Source organism: Amycolatopsis ruanii, assembly GCF_003385175.1.
GTDB classification, from domain to species: Bacteria; Actinomycetota; Actinomycetes; order Mycobacteriales; family Pseudonocardiaceae; genus Amycolatopsis_E; species Amycolatopsis_E thermalba.
The window spans coordinates 37,786-55,614 of the sequence record NZ_PQHY01000001.1; the positions used below are offsets into that span (position 1 = coordinate 37,786).

Annotated in this window: 20 protein-coding genes; 16 read left to right on the top strand and 4 right to left on the bottom strand. The window is 71.4% G+C overall.

The features are described 5' to 3' along the window. Positions 1-8: 8 nt before the first annotated feature. Positions 9-758 (bottom strand): hypothetical protein, encoded by a 750-nt coding sequence (locus D0D28_RS00190; RefSeq protein ID WP_094002918.1) that lies wholly within the window; start codon positions 756-758, stop codon positions 9-11. A 476-nt stretch (positions 759-1,234) separates the two neighbouring features. On the opposite strand from D0D28_RS00190, the gene arc reads away from it, so the two are divergent. Next, a complete protein-coding gene (arc, locus tag D0D28_RS00195; RefSeq protein WP_094002919.1) occupies positions 1,235-3,043 on the top strand; it encodes a proteasome ATPase in 1,809 nt (602 codons plus the stop codon). Between the two features lie 11 nt (positions 3,044-3,054). Here arc and D0D28_RS00200 read toward each other — a convergent pair whose 3' ends face one another. Then, entirely contained in the window at positions 3,055-3,384 is a 330-nt protein-coding gene (locus D0D28_RS00200; RefSeq protein WP_116109081.1) for a hypothetical protein, read from the bottom strand. Between the two features lie 81 nt (positions 3,385-3,465). Between D0D28_RS00200 and D0D28_RS00205 the strand changes: the two genes are divergently transcribed. From D0D28_RS00205 to D0D28_RS00215, 3 genes are all read left to right on the top strand, one after another. After that, entirely contained in the window at positions 3,466-3,807 is a 342-nt protein-coding gene (locus tag D0D28_RS00205; protein ID WP_094002920.1) for a hypothetical protein, read from the top strand. Between the two features lie 58 nt (positions 3,808-3,865). After that, on the top strand, positions 3,866-4,822 hold the full coding sequence (locus D0D28_RS00210) for an aldo/keto reductase (RefSeq protein WP_162830951.1): 957 nt from the start codon (positions 3,866-3,868) through the stop codon (positions 4,820-4,822). Between the two features lie 66 nt (positions 4,823-4,888). Beyond that, positions 4,889-5,491 (top strand): hypothetical protein, encoded by a 603-nt coding sequence (locus D0D28_RS00215; protein ID WP_116109086.1) that lies wholly within the window; start codon positions 4,889-4,891, stop codon positions 5,489-5,491. Positions 5,492-5,499: 8 nt separating this feature from the next. On the opposite strand, the gene D0D28_RS00220 is transcribed toward D0D28_RS00215, so the two are convergent. Continuing rightward, positions 5,500-6,015: an NUDIX hydrolase gene (locus tag D0D28_RS00220; RefSeq protein ID WP_162830941.1), complete on the bottom strand. Its 516-nt coding sequence runs from the start codon at positions 6,013-6,015 to the stop codon at positions 5,500-5,502. A 90-nt stretch (positions 6,016-6,105) separates the two neighbouring features. Between D0D28_RS00220 and dop the strand changes: the two genes are divergently transcribed. The 4 genes from dop to prcA all read left to right on the top strand — a co-directional run bounded on the left by dop (position 6,106) and on the right by prcA (position 9,666). Then, positions 6,106-7,608, top strand: coding sequence for a depupylase/deamidase Dop (gene dop, locus D0D28_RS00225; RefSeq protein ID WP_094002924.1), 1,503 nt, complete (start codon positions 6,106-6,108; stop codon positions 7,606-7,608). Positions 7,609-7,678: 70 nt separating this feature from the next. Next, positions 7,679-7,873: a ubiquitin-like protein Pup gene (locus D0D28_RS00230; RefSeq protein WP_017982463.1), complete on the top strand. Its 195-nt coding sequence runs from the start codon at positions 7,679-7,681 to the stop codon at positions 7,871-7,873. A 121-nt stretch (positions 7,874-7,994) separates the two neighbouring features. Next, positions 7,995-8,849 (top strand): proteasome subunit beta, encoded by an 855-nt coding sequence (gene prcB, locus D0D28_RS00235; RefSeq protein ID WP_116109090.1) that lies wholly within the window; start codon positions 7,995-7,997, stop codon positions 8,847-8,849. A 55-nt stretch (positions 8,850-8,904) separates the two neighbouring features. Further along, positions 8,905-9,666 (top strand): proteasome subunit alpha, encoded by a 762-nt coding sequence (gene prcA, locus D0D28_RS00240; RefSeq protein ID WP_116109091.1) that lies wholly within the window; start codon positions 8,905-8,907, stop codon positions 9,664-9,666. Positions 9,667-9,824: 158 nt separating this feature from the next. On the opposite strand, the gene D0D28_RS00245 is transcribed toward prcA, so the two are convergent. Beyond that, positions 9,825-10,619 carry a pentapeptide repeat-containing protein gene (locus tag D0D28_RS00245; protein WP_116109092.1) on the bottom strand — a complete coding sequence of 265 codons (795 nt, stop codon included), beginning with the start codon at positions 10,617-10,619 and terminating at the stop codon, positions 9,825-9,827. 181 nt (positions 10,620-10,800) lie between these two features. On the opposite strand from D0D28_RS00245, the gene pafA reads away from it, so the two are divergent. From pafA to tatC, 8 genes are all read left to right on the top strand, one after another. Further along, positions 10,801-12,159 carry a Pup--protein ligase gene (gene pafA, locus D0D28_RS00250; protein WP_094002928.1) on the top strand — a complete coding sequence of 453 codons (1,359 nt, stop codon included), beginning with the start codon at positions 10,801-10,803 and terminating at the stop codon, positions 12,157-12,159. Then, positions 12,156-12,929: a DUF1684 domain-containing protein gene (locus D0D28_RS00255; protein WP_116109094.1), complete on the top strand. Its 774-nt coding sequence runs from the start codon at positions 12,156-12,158 to the stop codon at positions 12,927-12,929. Before pafA ends, D0D28_RS00255 begins: the two co-directional genes overlap by 4 nt. 329 nt (positions 12,930-13,258) lie before the next feature. Then, positions 13,259-13,930: a TetR/AcrR family transcriptional regulator gene (locus D0D28_RS00260; RefSeq protein WP_116109096.1), complete on the top strand. Its 672-nt coding sequence runs from the start codon at positions 13,259-13,261 to the stop codon at positions 13,928-13,930. A gap of 365 nt (positions 13,931-14,295) precedes the next feature. After that, positions 14,296-15,300, top strand: coding sequence for a helix-turn-helix transcriptional regulator (locus D0D28_RS00265; protein ID WP_116109332.1), 1,005 nt, complete (start codon positions 14,296-14,298; stop codon positions 15,298-15,300). Then, positions 15,297-16,277: a helix-turn-helix transcriptional regulator gene (locus D0D28_RS00270; protein ID WP_094002932.1), complete on the top strand. Its 981-nt coding sequence runs from the start codon at positions 15,297-15,299 to the stop codon at positions 16,275-16,277. Before D0D28_RS00265 ends, D0D28_RS00270 begins: the two co-directional genes overlap by 4 nt. A 9-nt stretch (positions 16,278-16,286) precedes the next feature. Next, positions 16,287-16,532, top strand: a complete 246-nt coding sequence (locus D0D28_RS00275; RefSeq protein WP_094002933.1) for a bacteriophage holin — start codon at positions 16,287-16,289, stop codon at positions 16,530-16,532. Further along, positions 16,532-16,858: a Sec-independent protein translocase subunit TatA gene (tatA, locus tag D0D28_RS00280; RefSeq protein WP_116109098.1), complete on the top strand. Its 327-nt coding sequence runs from the start codon at positions 16,532-16,534 to the stop codon at positions 16,856-16,858. Before D0D28_RS00275 ends, tatA begins: the two co-directional genes overlap by 1 nt. Before the next feature lie 19 nt (positions 16,859-16,877). Then, positions 16,878-17,819: a twin-arginine translocase subunit TatC gene (gene tatC / locus D0D28_RS00285; RefSeq protein ID WP_094002935.1), complete on the top strand. Its 942-nt coding sequence runs from the start codon at positions 16,878-16,880 to the stop codon at positions 17,817-17,819. Positions 17,820-17,829: the final 10 nt, after the last annotated feature.

The window sequence follows — 17,829 nt, forward strand, 5'->3', positions numbered from 1 at the left end:
CGGTTGGCTCAGGACTCGTCGACGCACCAGTTCGAACCCTGCCGTTTGAGCGGCATCTTCGCATCCTGCCGGTCACCGTTGTAACGGAGATTGACCGGCACCTTCGCGGTGTCGCCGGTGACCTCGGCCGGGCCGGAGATGCTGGCCTGCAGCTCGCTGGCCGCGTCCCACTGGGACTGCAGCGAGGAGACCTCGCTGTCGGTGGCGCCGCCGCAGGTCAGCGCGGCGTACCGGCTGGCGCTGCGGGCGTTCATGGCGTCCACGACCTGCTGGGCCACGCTGTCCGGGCCGCCCGCGGCGCCACCCCCGGCGCCGGTGGTCGCGGACGAGGACGAGCGCCGGGACGACGGCGCGGTCGCGGTCGAGGAGTTCGCGCGCGCCGTGGGGCTCGCGCTGGAGGAGGAGCCGGCGGCGGCGACGGTGTTGCCGGTGTCCTTCTCGTCGTCGCCGCCGAGCGTGACCACCAGGGTGACGGCCACCGCGGCGACCACGACCGCGGCCGCCGCGATGCCGGCGATCAGGCCGGTCTTCTTCTTCGGCGGCTCACCGCCCGGCCCGCCGGACCCGCCCGGCGCGGCGAACTGCTGCGTCGCGCCCGGGAACCCGGGCGGAGGCGTCCGCGGCGCCCCCTGCGGGTAGCCGGGCGGCGGCCCGCCCTGGGGCTGTCCGGGCTGCTGCCCGTACGGCCCGGGCTGCCCGTAGGGGCCCTGCGGCCCGTGGGGACCCGGCTGGCCCGGGCCGTGCGGCGGGTAGGTCATGGACGGACGTCTCCTCGTTCACGTCGGGTGTCTGCCTGCCTTCGACGCGCCGAAGCGGCATCCGGTTTCCCCCGGCGCGAATCCGGGGTGTAACGCGAGCGATCGTAGCGCCGATGTCCGGCAACTCGATCTTGGCCGTCCGCTGCGGCGGCCGGCGATCCGGTGTGGCGACGCGAAAATCACCCGGGTTTGAAGGAGGAGGAGAAGGGGAAGACGCCCGGTGAACGTCCTGTAAAGCCTTGGTTGGGTGGTCGTGACATGAGTGAATCGCTCACCGCCCGGATGGCCGCTGTCCGTGGCCGGGTGGATACTGTCCGTAGTTTTCCGAGCGGTTCGCCGACCGCTGGGCAGGACCCTCGTGTAACGGTTCCGTCCGGCTTCGTGATGCGACGCGCCGATCCTGTGATGCGGAAAGGGCTTTTCATGTCGGTGATCGCCGGTACCGTGGGTTAAAAGCACTCCGAGGAGGTGCCGACATGCAACACGACCTTCCCGGAGGTCGGCACGAGGACGCCGACCCTTCAGAGATCAGTGGAGCTGGAACGACGCCGGACGAGCAGGCGCGGCAGGTCCGCTTCCTGGAAGAGGAAGTAGCCCTGCTGCGGCGCAAACTAACCGAATCACCCCGTCAGAACCGCGTGCTGGAGCAGCGTCTCGCCGAGGCGTCGGAACGAGTCGCCCAGCTCACGGAGCGGAACAACAAGCTCGTGGAGACCCTCCGCGAGGCGCGGGGGCAGCTCCTCGCGCTGCGCGAAGAGGTCGACCGGCTCGCCCAGCCCCCCAGCGGGTACGGCGTGTTCGTCACCGCGTACGAGGACAACACCGTCGACGTGTTCACCGCCGGCCGCAAGATGCGGGTGTCGGTGTCCCCGGCGGTGGAGGTGGAGTCCCTCCAGCGCGGTCAGGCTCTCCGCTTGAACGAGGCGCTGACCGTCGTCGAGGCGGGCGACTTCGAGCTCACCGGCGAGGTCTGCTCGCTGCGTGAGGTCCTGACGCCGGCGACCGAGGGCGGCAGCGCCCGCGCGCTCGTCGTCGGTCACGCCGACGAGGAGCGGGTGGTCTGGCTGTCCGACCCGCTGGCCGCGCAGACGCTCAAGCCGGGCGACTCGCTGCTGGTGGACTCGAAGGCGGGCTACGCCTACGAGCGGGTCCCCAAGGCCGAGGTCGAGGACCTCGTGCTGGAGGAGGTCCCGGACGTCCGCTACGAGGACATCGGTGGCCTGGGCAGGCAGATCGAGCAGATCCGCGACGCCGTGGAGCTGCCGTTCCTGCACGCCGACCTCTACCGGGAGTACGAGCTGCGGCCGCCCAAGGGCGTCCTGCTCTACGGCCCGCCCGGGTGCGGTAAGACGCTGATCGCGAAGGCGGTCGCCAACTCGCTGGCCAAGAAGGTGGCCGAGGCCCGCGGCGACGGCGACTCGAAGGACGCCAAGTCGTACTTCCTCAACATCAAGGGCCCGGAGCTGCTCAACAAGTTCGTCGGGGAGACCGAGCGGAGCATCCGCCTGATCTTCCAGCGGGCCCGCGAGAAGGCCTCCGACGGCACGCCCGTGATCGTGTTCTTCGACGAGATGGAGTCGATCTTCCGCACCCGCGGCAGTGGCGTCTCCTCGGACGTGGAGACCACGATCGTGCCGCAGCTGCTGGCCGAGATCGACGGTGTCGAGGGGCTGGAGAACGTCATCGTCATCGGCGCCTCCAACCGCGAGGACATGATCGACCCGGCGATCCTGCGCCCGGGCCGGCTGGACGTGAAGATCAAGATCGAGCGGCCGGACGCCGAGGGTGCGAAGGACATCTTCTCCAAGTACCTGACGCCGGGGCTGCCGATCCACGCCGACGACCTCGCCGAGTTCGGCGGGGACGCGCAGGCCACGATCGAGGCGATGATCCAGAACACCGTCGAGCGGATGTACGAGGAGACGGACGAGAACCGGTTCCTCGAGGTCACCTACGCCAACGGGGACAAGGAGGTCCTGTACTTCCGCGACTTCAACTCGGGCGCGATGATCCAGAACATCGTGGACCGGGCGAAGAAGGCGGCGATCAAGTCGGTGCTGGAGACCAAGCAGCCCGGTCTGCGGGTGCAGCACCTGCTCGACGCGATCGTCGACGAGTTCGCGGAGAACGAGGACCTGCCCAACACCACCAACCCGGACGACTGGGCCCGCATCTCGGGCAAGAAGGGCGAGCGGATCGTCTACATCCGCACGCTCGTCACCGGCAAGAACCAGGAGTCCGGTCGCGTCATCGACACGGCCACGAACACCGGCCAGTACCTGTAACCGCAGGCACGTCAGGGGAGGCCGCCGATCCGCCCGGGTCGGCGGCCTCCGCCGTGTGAGTGGCTTCGGGGCCGCCCCGCGCGCCGCCCCGCCCAGCCGGCGAGCAGCAATCCGCCGAGGACGGCCAGCGCGCAGCCGATCACCACGGGCACGTCCGGCCCCGCGCACGACACCGAATCGGCCGTGCAGCTGCGGAACGGCCCGCCCTGCCCGCTGGAGTCGTACCGCCCCACCGCGAACAGCAGCATCAGCAGGGCGGCCCCGTGCACCGGAAGCAGCGCCAGCGTCACCGCGAGCGCGGTCACCACGCCACGAACCCCGCGGACGATCTTGTCGGACACGGGGTGAGGACGCTTCCCGGCGGTTTCGGTTGCCCGGCGTGTCGCCCCGCGATGGCCGTATAACGACCTATACTGCGCGCCATGACCGAGCCCGCCGCCGAGATCCGCGCCCCGATCACCGAAGCCGACGTCCTGGCCTGGCTCGAGGAGACCGCGCAGGCGGTCCGCGCGCACGCCGTCCCGCCCGCGGAGCTGATCCGGCTGCTGGGGGAGTTGCGGCGTGCGTCGGCGGCCTGTGCCGACGCCTCGGACTGGGTGCTGCTGGCGGCCCGGGAGGAGGGAGCGAGCCTGCGGCAGATCGCGCCGGTCTTCGGCAAGGGCTACGTGCGGGCGCCGGCGGCGCGGCTGGAGAAGCTGCACCGGCAGGCGCTGAACTCCGAGCAGTGGCTGGACATCCTCCGTCAACGAGCATCAGGCGTATAACGCCCTATACGGCGCGGCTTTCGGCGAAAACCACCGGTGGCCAGCACGCCGATACACGCTGGAAAACCCGCACGGAAAGGACAGTCCCCTGCGCATCGGACTCGGCCTGGCGGCCCTCGGGCGGCCCGCCTACATCAACCTGGGCAGAAGCAGTGAGCTCCCGGTCCGGCGGGACGTGCGCGCCATGCGCGAGGCCACGTTCGCGGTGCTCGACGCGGCGTACGCGGCCGGTGTCCGCTGGGTCGACGTCGCGCGTTCCTACGGCCGCGCCGAGGAGTTCCTCGCCGGCTGGCTGGCCGAACGCGGTCACCGCGACCTGACGGTGTCCAGCAAATGGGGCTACACCTACGTCGGCGGCTGGCGCATGGACGCCACGATGCACGAGGTGAAGGAGCACTCCGCCGGCGTGTTCTCCCGCCAGTGGACCGAAAGCCGCTCCCTGCTGGGCAACGCCATCAACCTCTACCAGGTGCACTCGCTCACCGTGGACAGCCCGCTGTTCACCGACGAGGCGCTGCAACGGGCGCTCGCGGCGCTCAGCGACGACGGCGTGCGTGTCGGGTTCTCCACCTCCGGGCCGAGGCAGGCCGAGGTGATCCGGCGGGCGTTCGAGCTGGAAGTGGCCGGGCGCCCGGTGTTCTCCGCCGTGCAGTCCACCTGGAACCTGCTCGAACCGTCGGCGGGACCGGCGCTCGGCGAGGCACACGCCGCCGGGAACCTGGTGCTGGTCAAGGAAACCCTCGCCAACGGCAGGCTCGTGGTGAACCCGCCGCCCGCGATCACCCGTCTGGCGCAACGCTTCGGAGTCGGCGCGGACGCCATCGCGGTCGCGGCGGTTCTGGCCCAGCCGTGGGCGGACACCGTCCTCGTCGGTCCCGCCAGCGTGCCGCAGCTGACCGCGAACCTGGCGGCGAACGGCGTCGACCTGCCACGGGTCGAACTCGCGGGACTGCGGGCGCTGGCCGAGCCGCCGGAACGGTACTGGGATCGGCGATCCTCGCTGCAATGGCAGTGAAGGCTTGGACTAATCTCAGCGCCCACAACGCAGACTGAAGGGAACGTCACCGTGCGTCATGGAGGGATGGTGGTCCTGGCCGCGGTGGTGCTGACCGGGCTGACCGGGTGCGCGGATCGCCCCAACGACCTGGAGACCTACTACGACAAGCCGGCGGGCGCGGCGACGCCGTCCGCGACGACGCCGGCGACCTCGTCCAGCGTCTCGGTCGGCCAGGCGGCGGTGAACAGCCCGGTGAACCACATCGCCGAGGACGTGGCGGCGGCGGTGCTCACCAAGAGCGACCTGGCGAACGAGGGTGTGCGGGAGGCCGCCGCCCGCGCCGCCAACGGATCCTGCTTCGACGCCGTGCCCGCGGGTGACCCGCGTGGCTCGACCTGGCTCTACACCAGTGGTTCCGCGCTGACGCAGCAGGTCACCGGCTACCTGGACCGCACCGCGGCCGAGGTGCTGGCGCAGGTCGACTGCGACGGCCAGCCGCTGACGGTCACCCGTCCCGCCGGCGCGGAGGCCGCGCGCGCCTGGTGCGACGGCACCACCTGCACGGTGCTGCTGGCGGGCGGGCACGTGCTGTCCGGTCTCCAGGTCACGGCGAGCACGCAGACCCGGGCCGCGGACGCGGTGAAGGGCCTGGCCGCGCTGGTCGCGGAGAAGCTGCCCGCCAGCTGAGGAAAGCGCTACCCCTGGCGGCGGAACCACTCGCGGGTCGCGTGCCTGCCGTCGGGCACGAAAGGGCTTTCCGGGTCCCGCGCCCAGGCCCGCAGCTCGTCCAGGGGCATCCAGGCGCCGGAGACGATTTCCTCCGGCTGGTGAACGACGGGACCGTCCCAGCGCACCTCGTAGGCGAAGTAGTGGCAGCGCAACGGTGGCTGCTCGAACGTGAACGTGAACAGCGGTCGCAGGGGCACGCCGCGCACGCCCAGTTCCTCGGCCAGTTCCCGTTCCGCGCCCTCGGCGGGCGTCTCGTCCGCGGCGACCACCCCGCCCGCCCAGCAGTCGTAGAGGCCCGGGAACACGTCCTTGTCCGGTGACCGCCGGTGCACGTAGACGCGGGAGCCGTCGCCGGAGCGGACCAGGACCAGCGTCGCGGCGTGCCAGAGGCCCTGTTCGCGCATGTCGGCGCGCCGCACCCGGCCCACGACCGCGCCCGCGGCGTCGTAGTGGGCGACCATTTCCCCATCGCTGTTCACCATCGGCAGCCAGCATCGCAGATCCGGGTGCTTTACCTGGTCGCAACCGGTGGCCCGCTCACCGTGGCCGCCCGGGACCCGTAGGCTTGGGACATGCGGCGGATCATGGGAACCGAAGTCGAGTACGGCATCGCCGTGCCGGGCGACGCGACGGCGAATCCGGTACTGACCTCGACGCAGGTCGTGCTGGCCTACGCGGCGGCGGCGGACATCCCGCGGGCGCGGCGGGCGCGGTGGGACTACGAGGTCGAGTCGCCGCTGCGCGACGCCCGGGGCTTCGACCTGGCTGGCCCGGGCGGTCCGGGGCACGACCCGGACGTGGAGGACCTCGGCGCGGCCAACGTCATCCTGACCAACGGCGCCCGGCTCTACGTCGACCACGCGCACCCGGAGTACTCCGCGCCCGAGGTGACCAACCCGCGGGACGGGGTCATCTGGGACAAGGCGGGGGAGCGGGTGATGGAGGAGGCCGCGATGCGGGCGGCCACCGTGCCCGGGCAGCCGCCGTTGCAGCTGTACAAGAACAACGTCGACGGCAAGGGCGCCAGCTACGGCACCCACGAGAACTACCTGATGGCGCGGTCGACGCCGTTCACGTCGGTGATCTCCGGGCTGACGCCGTTCTTCGTGTCGCGGCAGGTGGTCACCGGCTCGGGCCGGGTGGGCATCGGGCCGCAGGGCGAGGAGGCGGGTTTCCAGCTGTCGCAGCGGTCGGACTACATCGAGGTCGAGGTCGGCCTGGAGACCACGCTGAAGCGGGGGATCATCAACACCCGCGACGAGCCGCACGCCGACGCGGACAAGTACCGGCGGCTGCACGTCATCATCGGCGACGCGAACATGGCCGAGTACTCGACCTACCTCAAGCTGGGCACCACGGCGCTGGTGCTGGACATGATCGAGGCCGGTCAGCGGTTCGACGACCTGAAGCTGGACGAGCCGGTGCGCGCGGTGCACCAGATCAGCCACGATCCGACGCTGAAGACGAAGGTGTCGCTGGCCAACGGGCGCAAGTACACCGGGCTGGACCTGCAGTTCGCCTACCACGAGCTGGCCGCGGCGCACCTGGAGCGCACCGGCGGCGACCAGGTGTCCAAGGAGGTGCTGCGGGTCTGGGGCGAGATCCTGGACGCGCTGGCCCGGGACCCGGCGGAGTGCGCGGACCGGCTGGACTGGCCGGCGAAGCTGCGGCTGTTGGAGGGCTACCGGCAGCGGGACAACCTGGGGTGGGCCGCGCCGCGGCTGCACCTGGTGGACCTGCAGTACTCCGACGTGCGGCTGCAGAAGGGCCTGTACAACCGGCTGGTGGCGCGGGGCTCGATGAAGCGGCTGGTCACCGAGGAGGAGGTGCAGGCGGCGATCACGAACCCGCCGGAGGACACGCGGGCGTACTTCCGCGGGCGGGCGCTGGAGAAGTACGCGACGTCGATCGCGGCCGCGTCGTGGGACTCGGTGATCTTCGACGTGGGCAAGGAGTCGCTGGTCCGCATCCCGACGCTGGAGCCGCTGCGGGGCACGAAGGCGCACGTCGGACGGTTGCTGGACGAGTCGGAGACGGCGGAGGAACTGGTCGAGGCGCTGACGGGTTCGGACTGACCGCAGCGGGAAAACCACCGATTGTCGTGGTCTCTGGGTAGGCTAGGGACAGGACTCACCGGGAGGCGAGATGGCTCAGGAGAAGATCGAGAAGCACGGTGGCGGCGGCTCCGACGACGAGGTCGAGGGTGGTGCCCCGGCCGGCCAGGAACGCCGCGAGAAGCTGGGTGAGGACGTCGACACGATCCTGGACGAGATCGACGACGTGCTCGAGGAGAACGCCGAGGACTTCGTGCGTGCCTACGTGCAAAAGGGCGGCGAGTAACCGCTCACCGGCGGCCATTAGGGTGGTCGCACTGAGTAGCTTGTAGTGCCGGTTGTCGCGCTTCCGCGGGCTCGGAGCCCGCGGGAGCGTCACACTTCGTCGATGGGAACCACGAGCACGTATGGAACACACCTCGGGCCCCACGGGCTCCGCGCTGCCCGCTGCCTTCTTCTCGAGCACGACGTCGTCGTTCGCCGAGTTCCTCCGCATGCAGGCGCCTGACCTGCTGCCGGGCCGCCGGCAGCTGCCGGGCGCCGGTCCGGTGGACGCGCCGCACGGCACCACGATCGTGGCCGTGACGTTCGCCGGTGGCGTGCTGGTCGCCGGTGACCGCCGGGCGACCTCGGGCAACCTGATCGCGTCCCGGGACATGGAGAAGGTGCACGTCGTCGACGCCTACTCCGCGGTGGGCATCGCGGGCAGCGCCGGGATCGCGCTGGAGCTGGTGCGGCTGTACGCGGTCGAGCTGGCGCACTACGAGAAGATCGAGGGCGTTCCGCTGTCGCTGGACGGCAAGACGAACAAGCTCGCCACGATGGTCAAGGGCAACCTGGACGTGGCGATGGCGGGTCTGGCGGCGCTGCCGTTGTTCGTCGGCTACGACATCGAGGCCGACGACCCGAAGCGCGCCGGGCGGATCGTGTCCTACGACGTGACCGGTGGCCGGTACGAGGAGCGCGCGGGCTACCACGCGATCGGGTCGGGGTCGCTGTTCGCGAGGTCGGCGCTGAAGAAGCTGTACGACCCGGACGCCGACGAGGAGACCGCGGTGCGCACGGCGGTGGAGTCGCTGTACGACGCGGCCGACGACGACAGCGCGACCGGTGGGCCGGACCTGGTGCGCCGGGTCTTCCCGACGCTGGTGACGATCACCGCCGAGCGCGGCGCGGTGCGGCTGCCGGACGAGCAGGCCGCCGCGGTGGCGGAGGCGGTCGTCGCGGGGCGGGCCGAGCAGGCCACCCGCGGCCGCAGTTGATCGCCGCGCCCGTGGCTGAACTTCCCCTTCCTTCGAGCATTCTTGGAGCCTGACCGTGACGCTGCCGCTGTACGCCTCTCCTGAGCAGTTGATGCGCGAGCGCTCGGAGCTCGCGCGCAAGGGCATCGCGCGCGGCCGGAGTGTGGTCGTGCTGAAGTACCGCAGCGGCGTGCTGTTCGTGGCCGAGAACCCGTCGACGACGCTGCACAAGATCTCCGAGATCTACGACCGGATCGGGTTCGCCGCGGTCGGCCGGTACAGCGAGTACGAGAACCTGCGGGTGGCCGGTATCCGGCACGCGGACCTGAAGGGCTACCAGTACGACCGCCGGGACGTGACGGCGCGGGCGCTGGCCAACGCCTACGCGGCGACGCTGGGCAGCATCTTCACCGAGCAGCTCAAGCCGTACGAGGTGGAGCTGTGCGTGGCCGAGGTGGGGTCGGCGCCGGAGGAGGACCAGCTGTTCCGGCTGACCTACGACGGCTCGATCTTCGACGAGCCGCGGTACGTGGTGACGGGTGGCCAGACGGAGCCGGTGGCGAACAAGCTGAAGGAGATCTACGAGGACGGCCTGGAGCTGCGGGACGCGCTGAAGGTGGCGCTGGACGCGCTGCGGGCGGTGAGCAACAACGGGGACAGCGCGCCGCTGAAGCTGGAGGTGGCGGTGCTGGACCGCGAGCGGCCGGGCCGCAAGTTCCGGCGCATCCAGGGCGCCGCGCTGGACGCGTTGCTGCCGGAGCAGCCGGCCGAGTCGGCCGAGACCGGCGAGACGGCGCCGGAGAGCCCGAAAGACGGCGAGACCCCGCCGGCGAGTTGAGTTCTGGCGAGGGGTCCTCGGACTTCGGTCCGGGGGCCCTTTCGCATGCCCGGGGCTCGGTGCCCTCGCCTGGCCGGTGGGCAGGGGTCGCGCGGGGAGCGGCTGCTTGGTGTCTCACCGGCTCGCGCGCAGGGCGCCCCCGGGTATCGGCGCCGGGATCAGGCCCAGTGGGCCGGCCGCGTGAGCCCGTCCGGCAGGCGCGTCGCGCTGTCGCCGTGGGCGGCGGTCACCTGGGCCTGCGTGAGGAACAGGCTGCCGGTCAGGTCGGCGCCCGCGAGGTTCGCCCCGCGGAAGTCCGCTCCGATGACATCCGCCTGGCGCAGGTCGGCGTGCTGGAGGTCGGCTCCGATGAGGTACGCGCCGCGCAGGTTGGCGGCCCTGAGGTCGGCTTCGCGCAGCTTGGCGCCGATCAGGTCGGCTCCGCGGCGGTTCTTGCCGCGCTTGCCGCGGACCAGTTCGCTCGCCCGCAGCAGCAGGCCGCTCACCTTCTCCCGGTGGCCGGCCACGTCGAGCTCCACCAGCTCGGCCGGGCCGCCGCGGGCCATCCGCTCGGTCTCCGCCAGCGCCGCCCGCAGCTCGTCGTGCACTGGGCGCGCGGCGGGCAGGCCGAGCGCCTCGGTGAGGTAGAACAGCAGCTCGTGCAGCTGCCGCATCACCGGGAACGCGGCGAACATCGGCTGCCGGGTCTCGGGTGCGGTGCGCCAGTCGCGGCCGCCGAAGGTGTCCTGGGAGATGCGCTGCCCGGCGCCGAAGCAGTCGAAGACGGTGCAGCCGGTGAAGCCCTTCTCCCGCAGCCGGGAGTGGATGCCGCAGCGGTAGTCGTCGAGGAGGTTGTGGCACGGTGTGCCCGCGTCCTTGTCCACCGCGAAGTCCGCCGAGGCGGCGAAGGGCAGGGCCACGCAGCACAGGCCGAAGCAGCTGGCGCAGTCGGCTCGCAGCGCGTCGCCGGTCACGGTTTCGGATCACCCCTGTCGCAGTCCGGTTCGACCCTATCGGGTGGCCCGGGCCACAACGTGGGAAACCCCTGGTAACGGCCTCGTCCGCGGTGGTCCGGCACGTGGTGCGACGATCACCCGGCGTGTCGCCGCCCGAACGGCGCACCGCGACAGGGCCGAAAGCGCCTAGCATTGAGAGATGCAGCGGCGGATTTTTGGCATCGAGACCGAGTTCGGCGTCACCTGCACGTTCCACGGGCAGCGCCGGCTCTCGCCCGATGAGGTGGCGCGCTACCTGTTCCGGCGGGTCGTGTCGTGGGGGCGCTCGTCCAACGTCTTCCTGTCCAACGGCTCCCGGCTCTACCTGGACGTGGGCTCGCACCCCGAGTACGCCACGGCCGAGTGCGACGACCTGGTGCAGCTCGTCACGCACGACAAGGCCGGCGAGCGGATCCTCGAGGACCTGCTGGTCGACGCCGAGCGGCGGCTGGCCGACGAGGGCATCGGCGGGGACATCTTCCTGTTCAAGAACAACACCGACTCGGCGGGCAACTCCTACGGCTGTCACGAGAACTACCTGGTGACGCGCGCGGGCGAGTTTTCCCGGATCGCCGACGTGCTGCTGCCGTTCCTGGTGACCCGTCAGCTGATCTGCGGCGCCGGCAAGGTGCTGCAGACGCCGCGGGGCGCGGTGTACTGCCTGTCGCAGCGGGCCGAGCACATCTGGGAGGGCGTCTCCAGCGCCACGACCCGGTCGCGGCCGATCATCAACACCCGCGACGAGCCGCACGCCGACGCCGAGCGGTACCGGCGGCTGCACGTCATCGTGGGCGACTCGAACATGGCCGAGCCGACGACGCTGCTGAAGATCGGCACGGCGAACCTGGTGCTGGAGATGATCGAGCAGGGTGTGCAGTTCCGGGACTTCACGCTGGACAACCCGATCCGGGCGATCCGCGAGATCAGCCACGACCTGACCGGGCGGCGCCCGGTGCGGCTGGCCGGCGGGCGGGAGGCCTCGGCGCTGGACATCCAGCGCGAGTACTACGGGCGCGCGGTGCAGCACGTGCAGGCCAACGACTCGGGCCCGACCGCGCAGCGGGTGGTGGAGCTGTGGGGCCGCGCGCTGGACGCGGTGGAGCAGCAGGACTTCGGCAAGATCGACACCGAGATCGACTGGGCGATCAAGCACCGGCTGGTGGAGCGGTACCGGGCCAAGCACAACCTGGACCTGTCCAGCCCGCGGGTGGCGCAGCTGGACCTGGCCTACCACGACATCCGGCGCGGGCGGGGCTTGTTCGACCTGCTGCAGCGCAAGGGCCTGGTGCGGCGGATCACCGACGACGGGGAGATCGAGCTGGCCAAGGACACGCCGCCGCAGACCACGCGGGCGAAGCTGCGGGGCGATTTCATCGCCGCCGCGCAGGCCGCCGGGCGGGACTTCACGGTCGACTGGGTGCACCTCAAGCTCAACGACCAGGCGCAGCGGACCGTGTTGTGCAAGGACCCGTTCCGCGCGGTGGACGAGCGCGTCGACCGGCTGATCAGCTCGCTGTGAACGCGTTCGCGGAGCAGTGGCGGGCCTGGCACGCCGAGCGGGAGCGGGTGCTGGCGGAGCCGCACGGGTGGCTGAGCATCACGGCGCGGCACTGGCTGACGCCGGAGCCGCGGCGGTTCGACGGCATCCCCGGCGCGTGGCGTGTCGACGGCGAGGCCGCGGTCGTGGTGGTGGAGCCGGACGAGGAGTTCGGCGTGTCCGGCACGGCGCGGTTCGAGCTGGTCAACAGCGGGCCGGGCGAGATGGTCAAGGCCGGTGACCGGGTCGTGGAGGTGGCGCGGCGCAGCGGGTACCTGCTGCGGTTGCGGGACCGGGCGGCGCCGGTGCGGGCCGCGTTCCGCGGCGTGCCGGCCTACGAACCGGACCCGGCGTGGGTGCTGCCCGGCCGGTTCGAGCCGTTCGACGAACCGCGGGCGGTGACGGTCGGGGCGGTCGTGGAAGGACTGTCGCATGTGTACTCGTCGCCGGGTGTGCTGCGCTTCGCGTACCGGGGCGAGGAGTTCGCGCTGACCGCGTTCAACGGCAAGGGCGGCGCGGCGTTCTCGGTGCTGTTCACGGACGCGACCTCGGGCGTGACGACGTACGCGGCGAACCGCAGCCTGTCGGTCGGCGCGCCGGATGCCGGGGGCCGGGTGGAGCTGGACTTCAACCGGGCGGTGAACCTGCCGTGCGCGTTCATCGACCTCGCGACGTGCCCGCTGCCCCCACGGGAGAACCGGTTGCCGTTCCCGGTGGAGGCGGGCGAGCAGATCCCGTGGGAGCGCCGTTGACGCACCGCGGCGGGTGGTCCCGCGGTCTTGCTGACGCCGACGTGCTCGTGCAGGCGGCGTAGCGGCCGCAGGCCGGCGGGCGGCAGCAGGCCGCGTACCAGGGTCGCGCGGGCCGAGACCGTGGACAGTCCGAACGCGATGCAGCACAGCAGCGTGCTGGTGCCCAGCGGCAGCGGGGTGAAGCCGAGGAAGAACCGGAGGTCGTCCTTGCCGCCGAAGTTGCTGCCCGGCGAGGGGCGTGGGCGCGGCTGGAGTCCGAGCCGAGCGAACACGGGATCCCCTCGGCAGTGCACTTGCCACCTGATGTGTACGGGTGTCAACATCGAGCCGTGAGCTCCTCGGCGCCCGTGCGAAGCGGCTACCACCACGGCGATCTGCGCAACGCCCTGATCCGCTCCGCCGCGGAACTCGCCCAGGCCGGTGGCCCTTCGTCGGTGACGATCCGGGCCGCCGCGCGCGCGGTCGGGGTCACGCCGACCGCCGCCTACCGGCACTTCGCCGGGCACGAGGAGCTGCTGGAGGCGGTCAAGACGCGCGCGATGGAGCTGCTGACCGCGTCGGTGAACGAGGCGCTGGACCGCCTGGACCCGGTCGGCGATCCGGCCGAACGGGGCCTGAGCCGGCTGGCCGCGATCGGGCGGGGGTACTTCGCGTTCGCCCTCGCCGAGCCCGGGCTGTTCCGCACCGCGTTCGCCGGCGGTCTCCCGCCGATGCCGGCCGTCGCGGAGTCCGGCCCGTTCGGCAAGCTGATCGAGGCGATCGACGACCTGGCCGCGTCCGGGTACCTGCCACCGCAGCGCCGCCCGATGGCCGAGTTCGCGGCGTGGGCGTCGGTGCACGGCCTGGCGATGCTGCACCTGGACGGCCCGCTGTCCGCCGCCCCGCGGGAGGCCCGGGAGCTGGCGCTGGAGCGCACGATCGAGATCATCGCGGAGGGCCTGGGCGGGGCCGCGCTGACGGAGCGGATGCGCGAGGAGCTGCGTCGCGCCGTCCAGGGCTGAGACTCCGTCACCGGCGTCGGAATTTGTTCGCTCGACGCCAGCGGAAGTACGCCTGGTGAAAGCCGAGCAGGGCTTACCGCGGAGACGGTCGATCAAGGCGGTCCCACGTAGCGCCCTTGGCGTAGTGGAGCACCACGTCACCGCGCCTGGGAGCGCTGATTCACCCACCAGCAGGCACTCAAGTAGTGAATCAGGTAGCGATCACGGATCGGCTTCGCGACCGGGGGCCGCAACGAGCTCATTGAGCGGCCTACGCGGCTGAAAATCGCGTCTCGCGGGGGTGTGGGTGGGTATCTCGTGGACTTCCCGGGCGCGCCGGGGTGGACCTCGGCGACTCGATCACCAGTGCGAGCTACTGTGGTCGGGTGTCCACCGCCCGCGCCGAGCGCCTGGTCAATCTGGTGCTCGCTCTGCTGTCGACCCGGCAGTACCTCACCGCTGACCGGATTCGCGGGATCGTGCCCGGATACGCCGACGCCGCGAGCGACGAGGCCTTCTCCCGCATGTTCGAACGGGACAAGACCGAGCTGCGTGAACTGGGGATCCCGCTGGAGACCGGCCGCAACTCGGCCTTCGACCCGGCCGAGGGCTACCGCATCGCCCGGCGGGACTACGAGCTGGGCGAGATCGAGCTGGCCCCGGACGAGGCCGCCGCCGTCGGGCTCGCCGTCCGGCTCTGGGACTCGCCCGAGATGACCGGCCAGGCCCAGGGCGCCCTGGTCAAACTGCGCGCCGCCGGGGTCGACCTCGACCACACCGAGCCGCCGGTCGTGGAGTCCCGCGTCCGCGCCGAACCGGCCTTCACCCCGCTGGTCGCCGCCGTGCAGGCCCGCCAGGCCGTCCAGTTCTCCTACCGCCGCTCCGGCTCGGCGGAACGGCTCACCCGCACCCTGGAACCGTGGGGCGTGGTGTCCTGGCGCGCCCGCTGGTACGTCGTGGGCCACGATCGCGACCGCGGCGCCCCACGTTGCTTCCGGCTCTCCCGCATCGTCGGCGACGTGCGCACCGCCGGGCGCCCGGGCGAGGTGCAGCGGCCGGACAACGTCAACCTGCTGGAGCTGATCGCCGGCACCACCGACACCGACCCCGCGCCCGTCACCACCGCCAAGCTGTGGATCGCCGACCAGCGCGCGGCCGGTGTGCGCCGCCGCGCCCGCCTGACCGGGCGGCTCACTGTCGACGGCATCGAGGGCGACCTCGCCGAGATCGACCTGTCCTTCCCGGAAAGCGCCGCCGACTGGATCGCCGGGCACGGCCCCGACGTGCTGGTCCTCGAGCCGGACGTGCTGGCCAAGGCGGTCCGCGGCCGCCTGGAGTCGGTGCTGCACCCCGAACTGCACCACGACCTGCACCACGAGGTGCGGCGATGAGCGGATCGACCAACCGGATGCCCCGGCTGCTGGCGCTCGTGCCCTACCTGCTCGCGCGCCCCGGCATCCGCATCGAGGACGCCGCCCGCGACTTCGGCGTCACCGCGAAGCAGCTGCGCCGCGACCTGGAACTGCTGTGGATGTGCGGGCTGCCCGGCTACGGGCCGGGTGACCTGATCGACCTGTCCTTCGAGGGCGACACGGTCACGGTCACCTTCGACGCCGGCATGAACCGGCCGCTGCGCCTGACCGGCGGGGAAGCCACCGCGCTGCTGGTCGCGCTGCGCGCGGTCGCCGAGACCCCCGGCGTGGTCGACACCGACGCGGTGCACCGCGCCATCGCCAAGATCGAGGCCGCCGCCGGGCAGGCCCAGCCCTCCGGCGTCGTGGTCGGGCTGGCCGTGCGGGAGGGCGAGAAGACCGCCGCCACCCGCCGCGTGGTGCAGAACGCGCTGCGCGCCGGGCGGGCGCTGCGCATCCGCTACTACACCGCCTCCCGCGACCAGATCACCGAGCGCACGGTCGACCCGATGCGGCTGCTGATCGTGCAGGCCGTCGGCTACCTGGAGGCCTGGTGCCGCCGCGCCGAGGGCGTGCGGCTGTTCCGCCTGGACCGCATCGACGAGGTCGAGGTCCTCGACGAGCGCGCCGCCCCGCCGCCGACAGCGCGGCCCACCGACATCTCCGACGGCGTGTTCCGGGCCCGGCCCGGCCAGCCCGAGGCGCGGCTGGTGCTGGAACCGGACGCGCGCTGGGTCGCCGAGTACTACCCGTGCGAGGAGCTGGCCGAGCTCGACGGCGGCAGGCTGCGGGTGCGGATGCGCTACGGCGACGAGTCCTGGATGGTGCGGCTGGTGCTCGGCCTCGGCGGCGACGCGCGCGTGGAAAGCCCGCCCGAGCTGGCTGAGGCTGTCCGTAGCCGGGCCGCCGCCGCACTGGAAAGGGCACGTCACCTCCCGGCCACCTTGGGCCAGTAGGGTGACGCCGTGTCGTACCTGCCGAGCATTCTGCTCGCCGCCGTGGGCCTCCTGGCGCTGATTGTTGTCCTGATCCGGACATTCGGGGTCTTGCGCCGGTTCCGGAAGGCATCGAGCATGGTTACGGCGAGTGTCACCGATCGCACCGGTCTGTTGAAGGCCCGGTCGGCCGGTCTGCGCGTCGCGCTCGAACAACGGCGGCGTCCCGCCCCTGAGCAAGTAGAGTTGGTCACAAGCAAGGAAGGAGGCCACTGATGTTCAACGCGATGCAGCCGTGGCACTTGATCGTCTTGGTGCTCGTCGTGATCCTGCTGTTCGGCGCGAAGCGCCTGCCGGATGCCGCGCGGTCCATCGGCAAGTCCATGAAGATCTTCAAGGCCGAGACCAAGGACCTCCGTGAGGACGGCAAGGCCGAGGAGCCCGAGAAGAAGCAGATCACGGCCTCCGACACCACTGCCACCACCGCCTCCGCGGCCTCCCCGGCCGACGACCAGGTCGCGCAGCTGCAGAAGCAGCTCGACGAGCTGAAGCGGCAGCAGGCGGCGGAGAAGGCCGACCAGGCTCACAAGCACGCCAGCTGAGGCGAGGACGGAGCCTGTCGTGGCGGACTCCGCCCCCAAGAGCCGGAGGGACCGGCGGCGCAAGCGCAGCCGCCGGCTCAACCCCGACGGCACGATGACGCTCATCGAGCACATCTACGAGTTCCGGCGCCGCCTGGGCTGGGCCCTGCTCGCCGTGCTCGCCGGCGGGATCTTCGGCTTCATCTGGTTCAACACCAGGATGGGTCCGGTCCCGTCGCTCGGGTCGATCATCAACGACCCGTACTGCGCCATCCCGGCCGACCGGCGGCTCGGCAGCACCGAAGGCTGCTACCTGCTGCAGACGGTGCCGTTCGAGGCGTTCATGATCCAGCTGAAGGTCGGTCTCGCCGGGGGCGCGGTGCTGACCTCACCGCTGTGGCTGTACCAGCTGTGGGCGTTCATCGCCCCCGGCCTGTACACCAAGGAGCGCAAGTACGCGCTCACCTTCGTCGGCTTCGCGAGCGTGCTGTTCGCCGGTGGCGCCGTCCTGGCCTACCTGCTCATCCCGCACGCCCTGCAGCTGCTGATGGGCTTCGGCAACGACTTCTTCATCACCGGCCTCACCGGCGACAAGTACATCTCGTTCGTGCTGTCGCTGCTGATCATCTTCGGGGTCAGCTTCGAACTGCCGCTGCTGCTGGTGATGCTGAACTTCGTGGGCGTGCTCAAGTACGCCCAGCTCAAGAGGTGGCGCCGCGGGATCATCATGGCGGTGTTCGTCTTCGCCGCGTTCGCCACGCCCGGGTCGGACCCGTTCTCGATGATCGCCCTGGCCGGCGCGCTGACCGTGCTCGCCGAGCTGGCCATCCAGATCGCGCGCGTGCACGACAAGCGCAAGTACCGGGGCAGCGAGAGCGAGGAGTGGGCGGGCCTGGACGACAACGAGGCCGCGCCGTTCGACTACACCCCGAGCAGCATCGACGACACCCCGGCCAAGCCGAAGACCGAGGACGTGACCTAGCCGGTCCGCC

Excerpts from the sequence above, each read along its gene's own strand:
- D0D28_RS00190 (WP_094002918.1), bottom strand. The coding sequence starts at position 758 with ATGACCTACCCGCCGCACGGCCCGGGCCAGCCGGGTCCCCACGGGCCG.
- D0D28_RS00230 (WP_017982463.1), top strand. The coding sequence starts at position 7,679 with ATGGCTCAGGAGAAGATCGAGAAGCACGGTGGCGGCGGCTCCGACGAC.
- D0D28_RS00270 (WP_094002932.1), top strand. The coding sequence starts at position 15,297 with ATGAGCGGATCGACCAACCGGATGCCCCGGCTGCTGGCGCTCGTGCCC.
- pafA (WP_094002928.1), top strand. The coding sequence starts at position 10,801 with ATGCAGCGGCGGATTTTTGGCATCGAGACCGAGTTCGGCGTCACCTGC.
- D0D28_RS00220 (WP_162830941.1), bottom strand. The coding sequence starts at position 6,015 with ATGGTGAACAGCGATGGGGAAATGGTCGCCCACTACGACGCCGCGGGC.
- D0D28_RS00215 (WP_116109086.1), top strand. The coding sequence starts at position 4,889 with ATGGTGGTCCTGGCCGCGGTGGTGCTGACCGGGCTGACCGGGTGCGCG.
- D0D28_RS00205 (WP_094002920.1), top strand. The coding sequence starts at position 3,466 with ATGACCGAGCCCGCCGCCGAGATCCGCGCCCCGATCACCGAAGCCGAC.
- prcB (WP_116109090.1), top strand. The coding sequence starts at position 7,995 with ATGGAACACACCTCGGGCCCCACGGGCTCCGCGCTGCCCGCTGCCTTC.
- dop (WP_094002924.1), top strand. The coding sequence starts at position 6,106 with ATGCGGCGGATCATGGGAACCGAAGTCGAGTACGGCATCGCCGTGCCG.
- tatA (WP_116109098.1), top strand. The coding sequence starts at position 16,532 with ATGTTCAACGCGATGCAGCCGTGGCACTTGATCGTCTTGGTGCTCGTC.
- arc (WP_094002919.1), top strand. The coding sequence starts at position 1,235 with ATGCAACACGACCTTCCCGGAGGTCGGCACGAGGACGCCGACCCTTCA.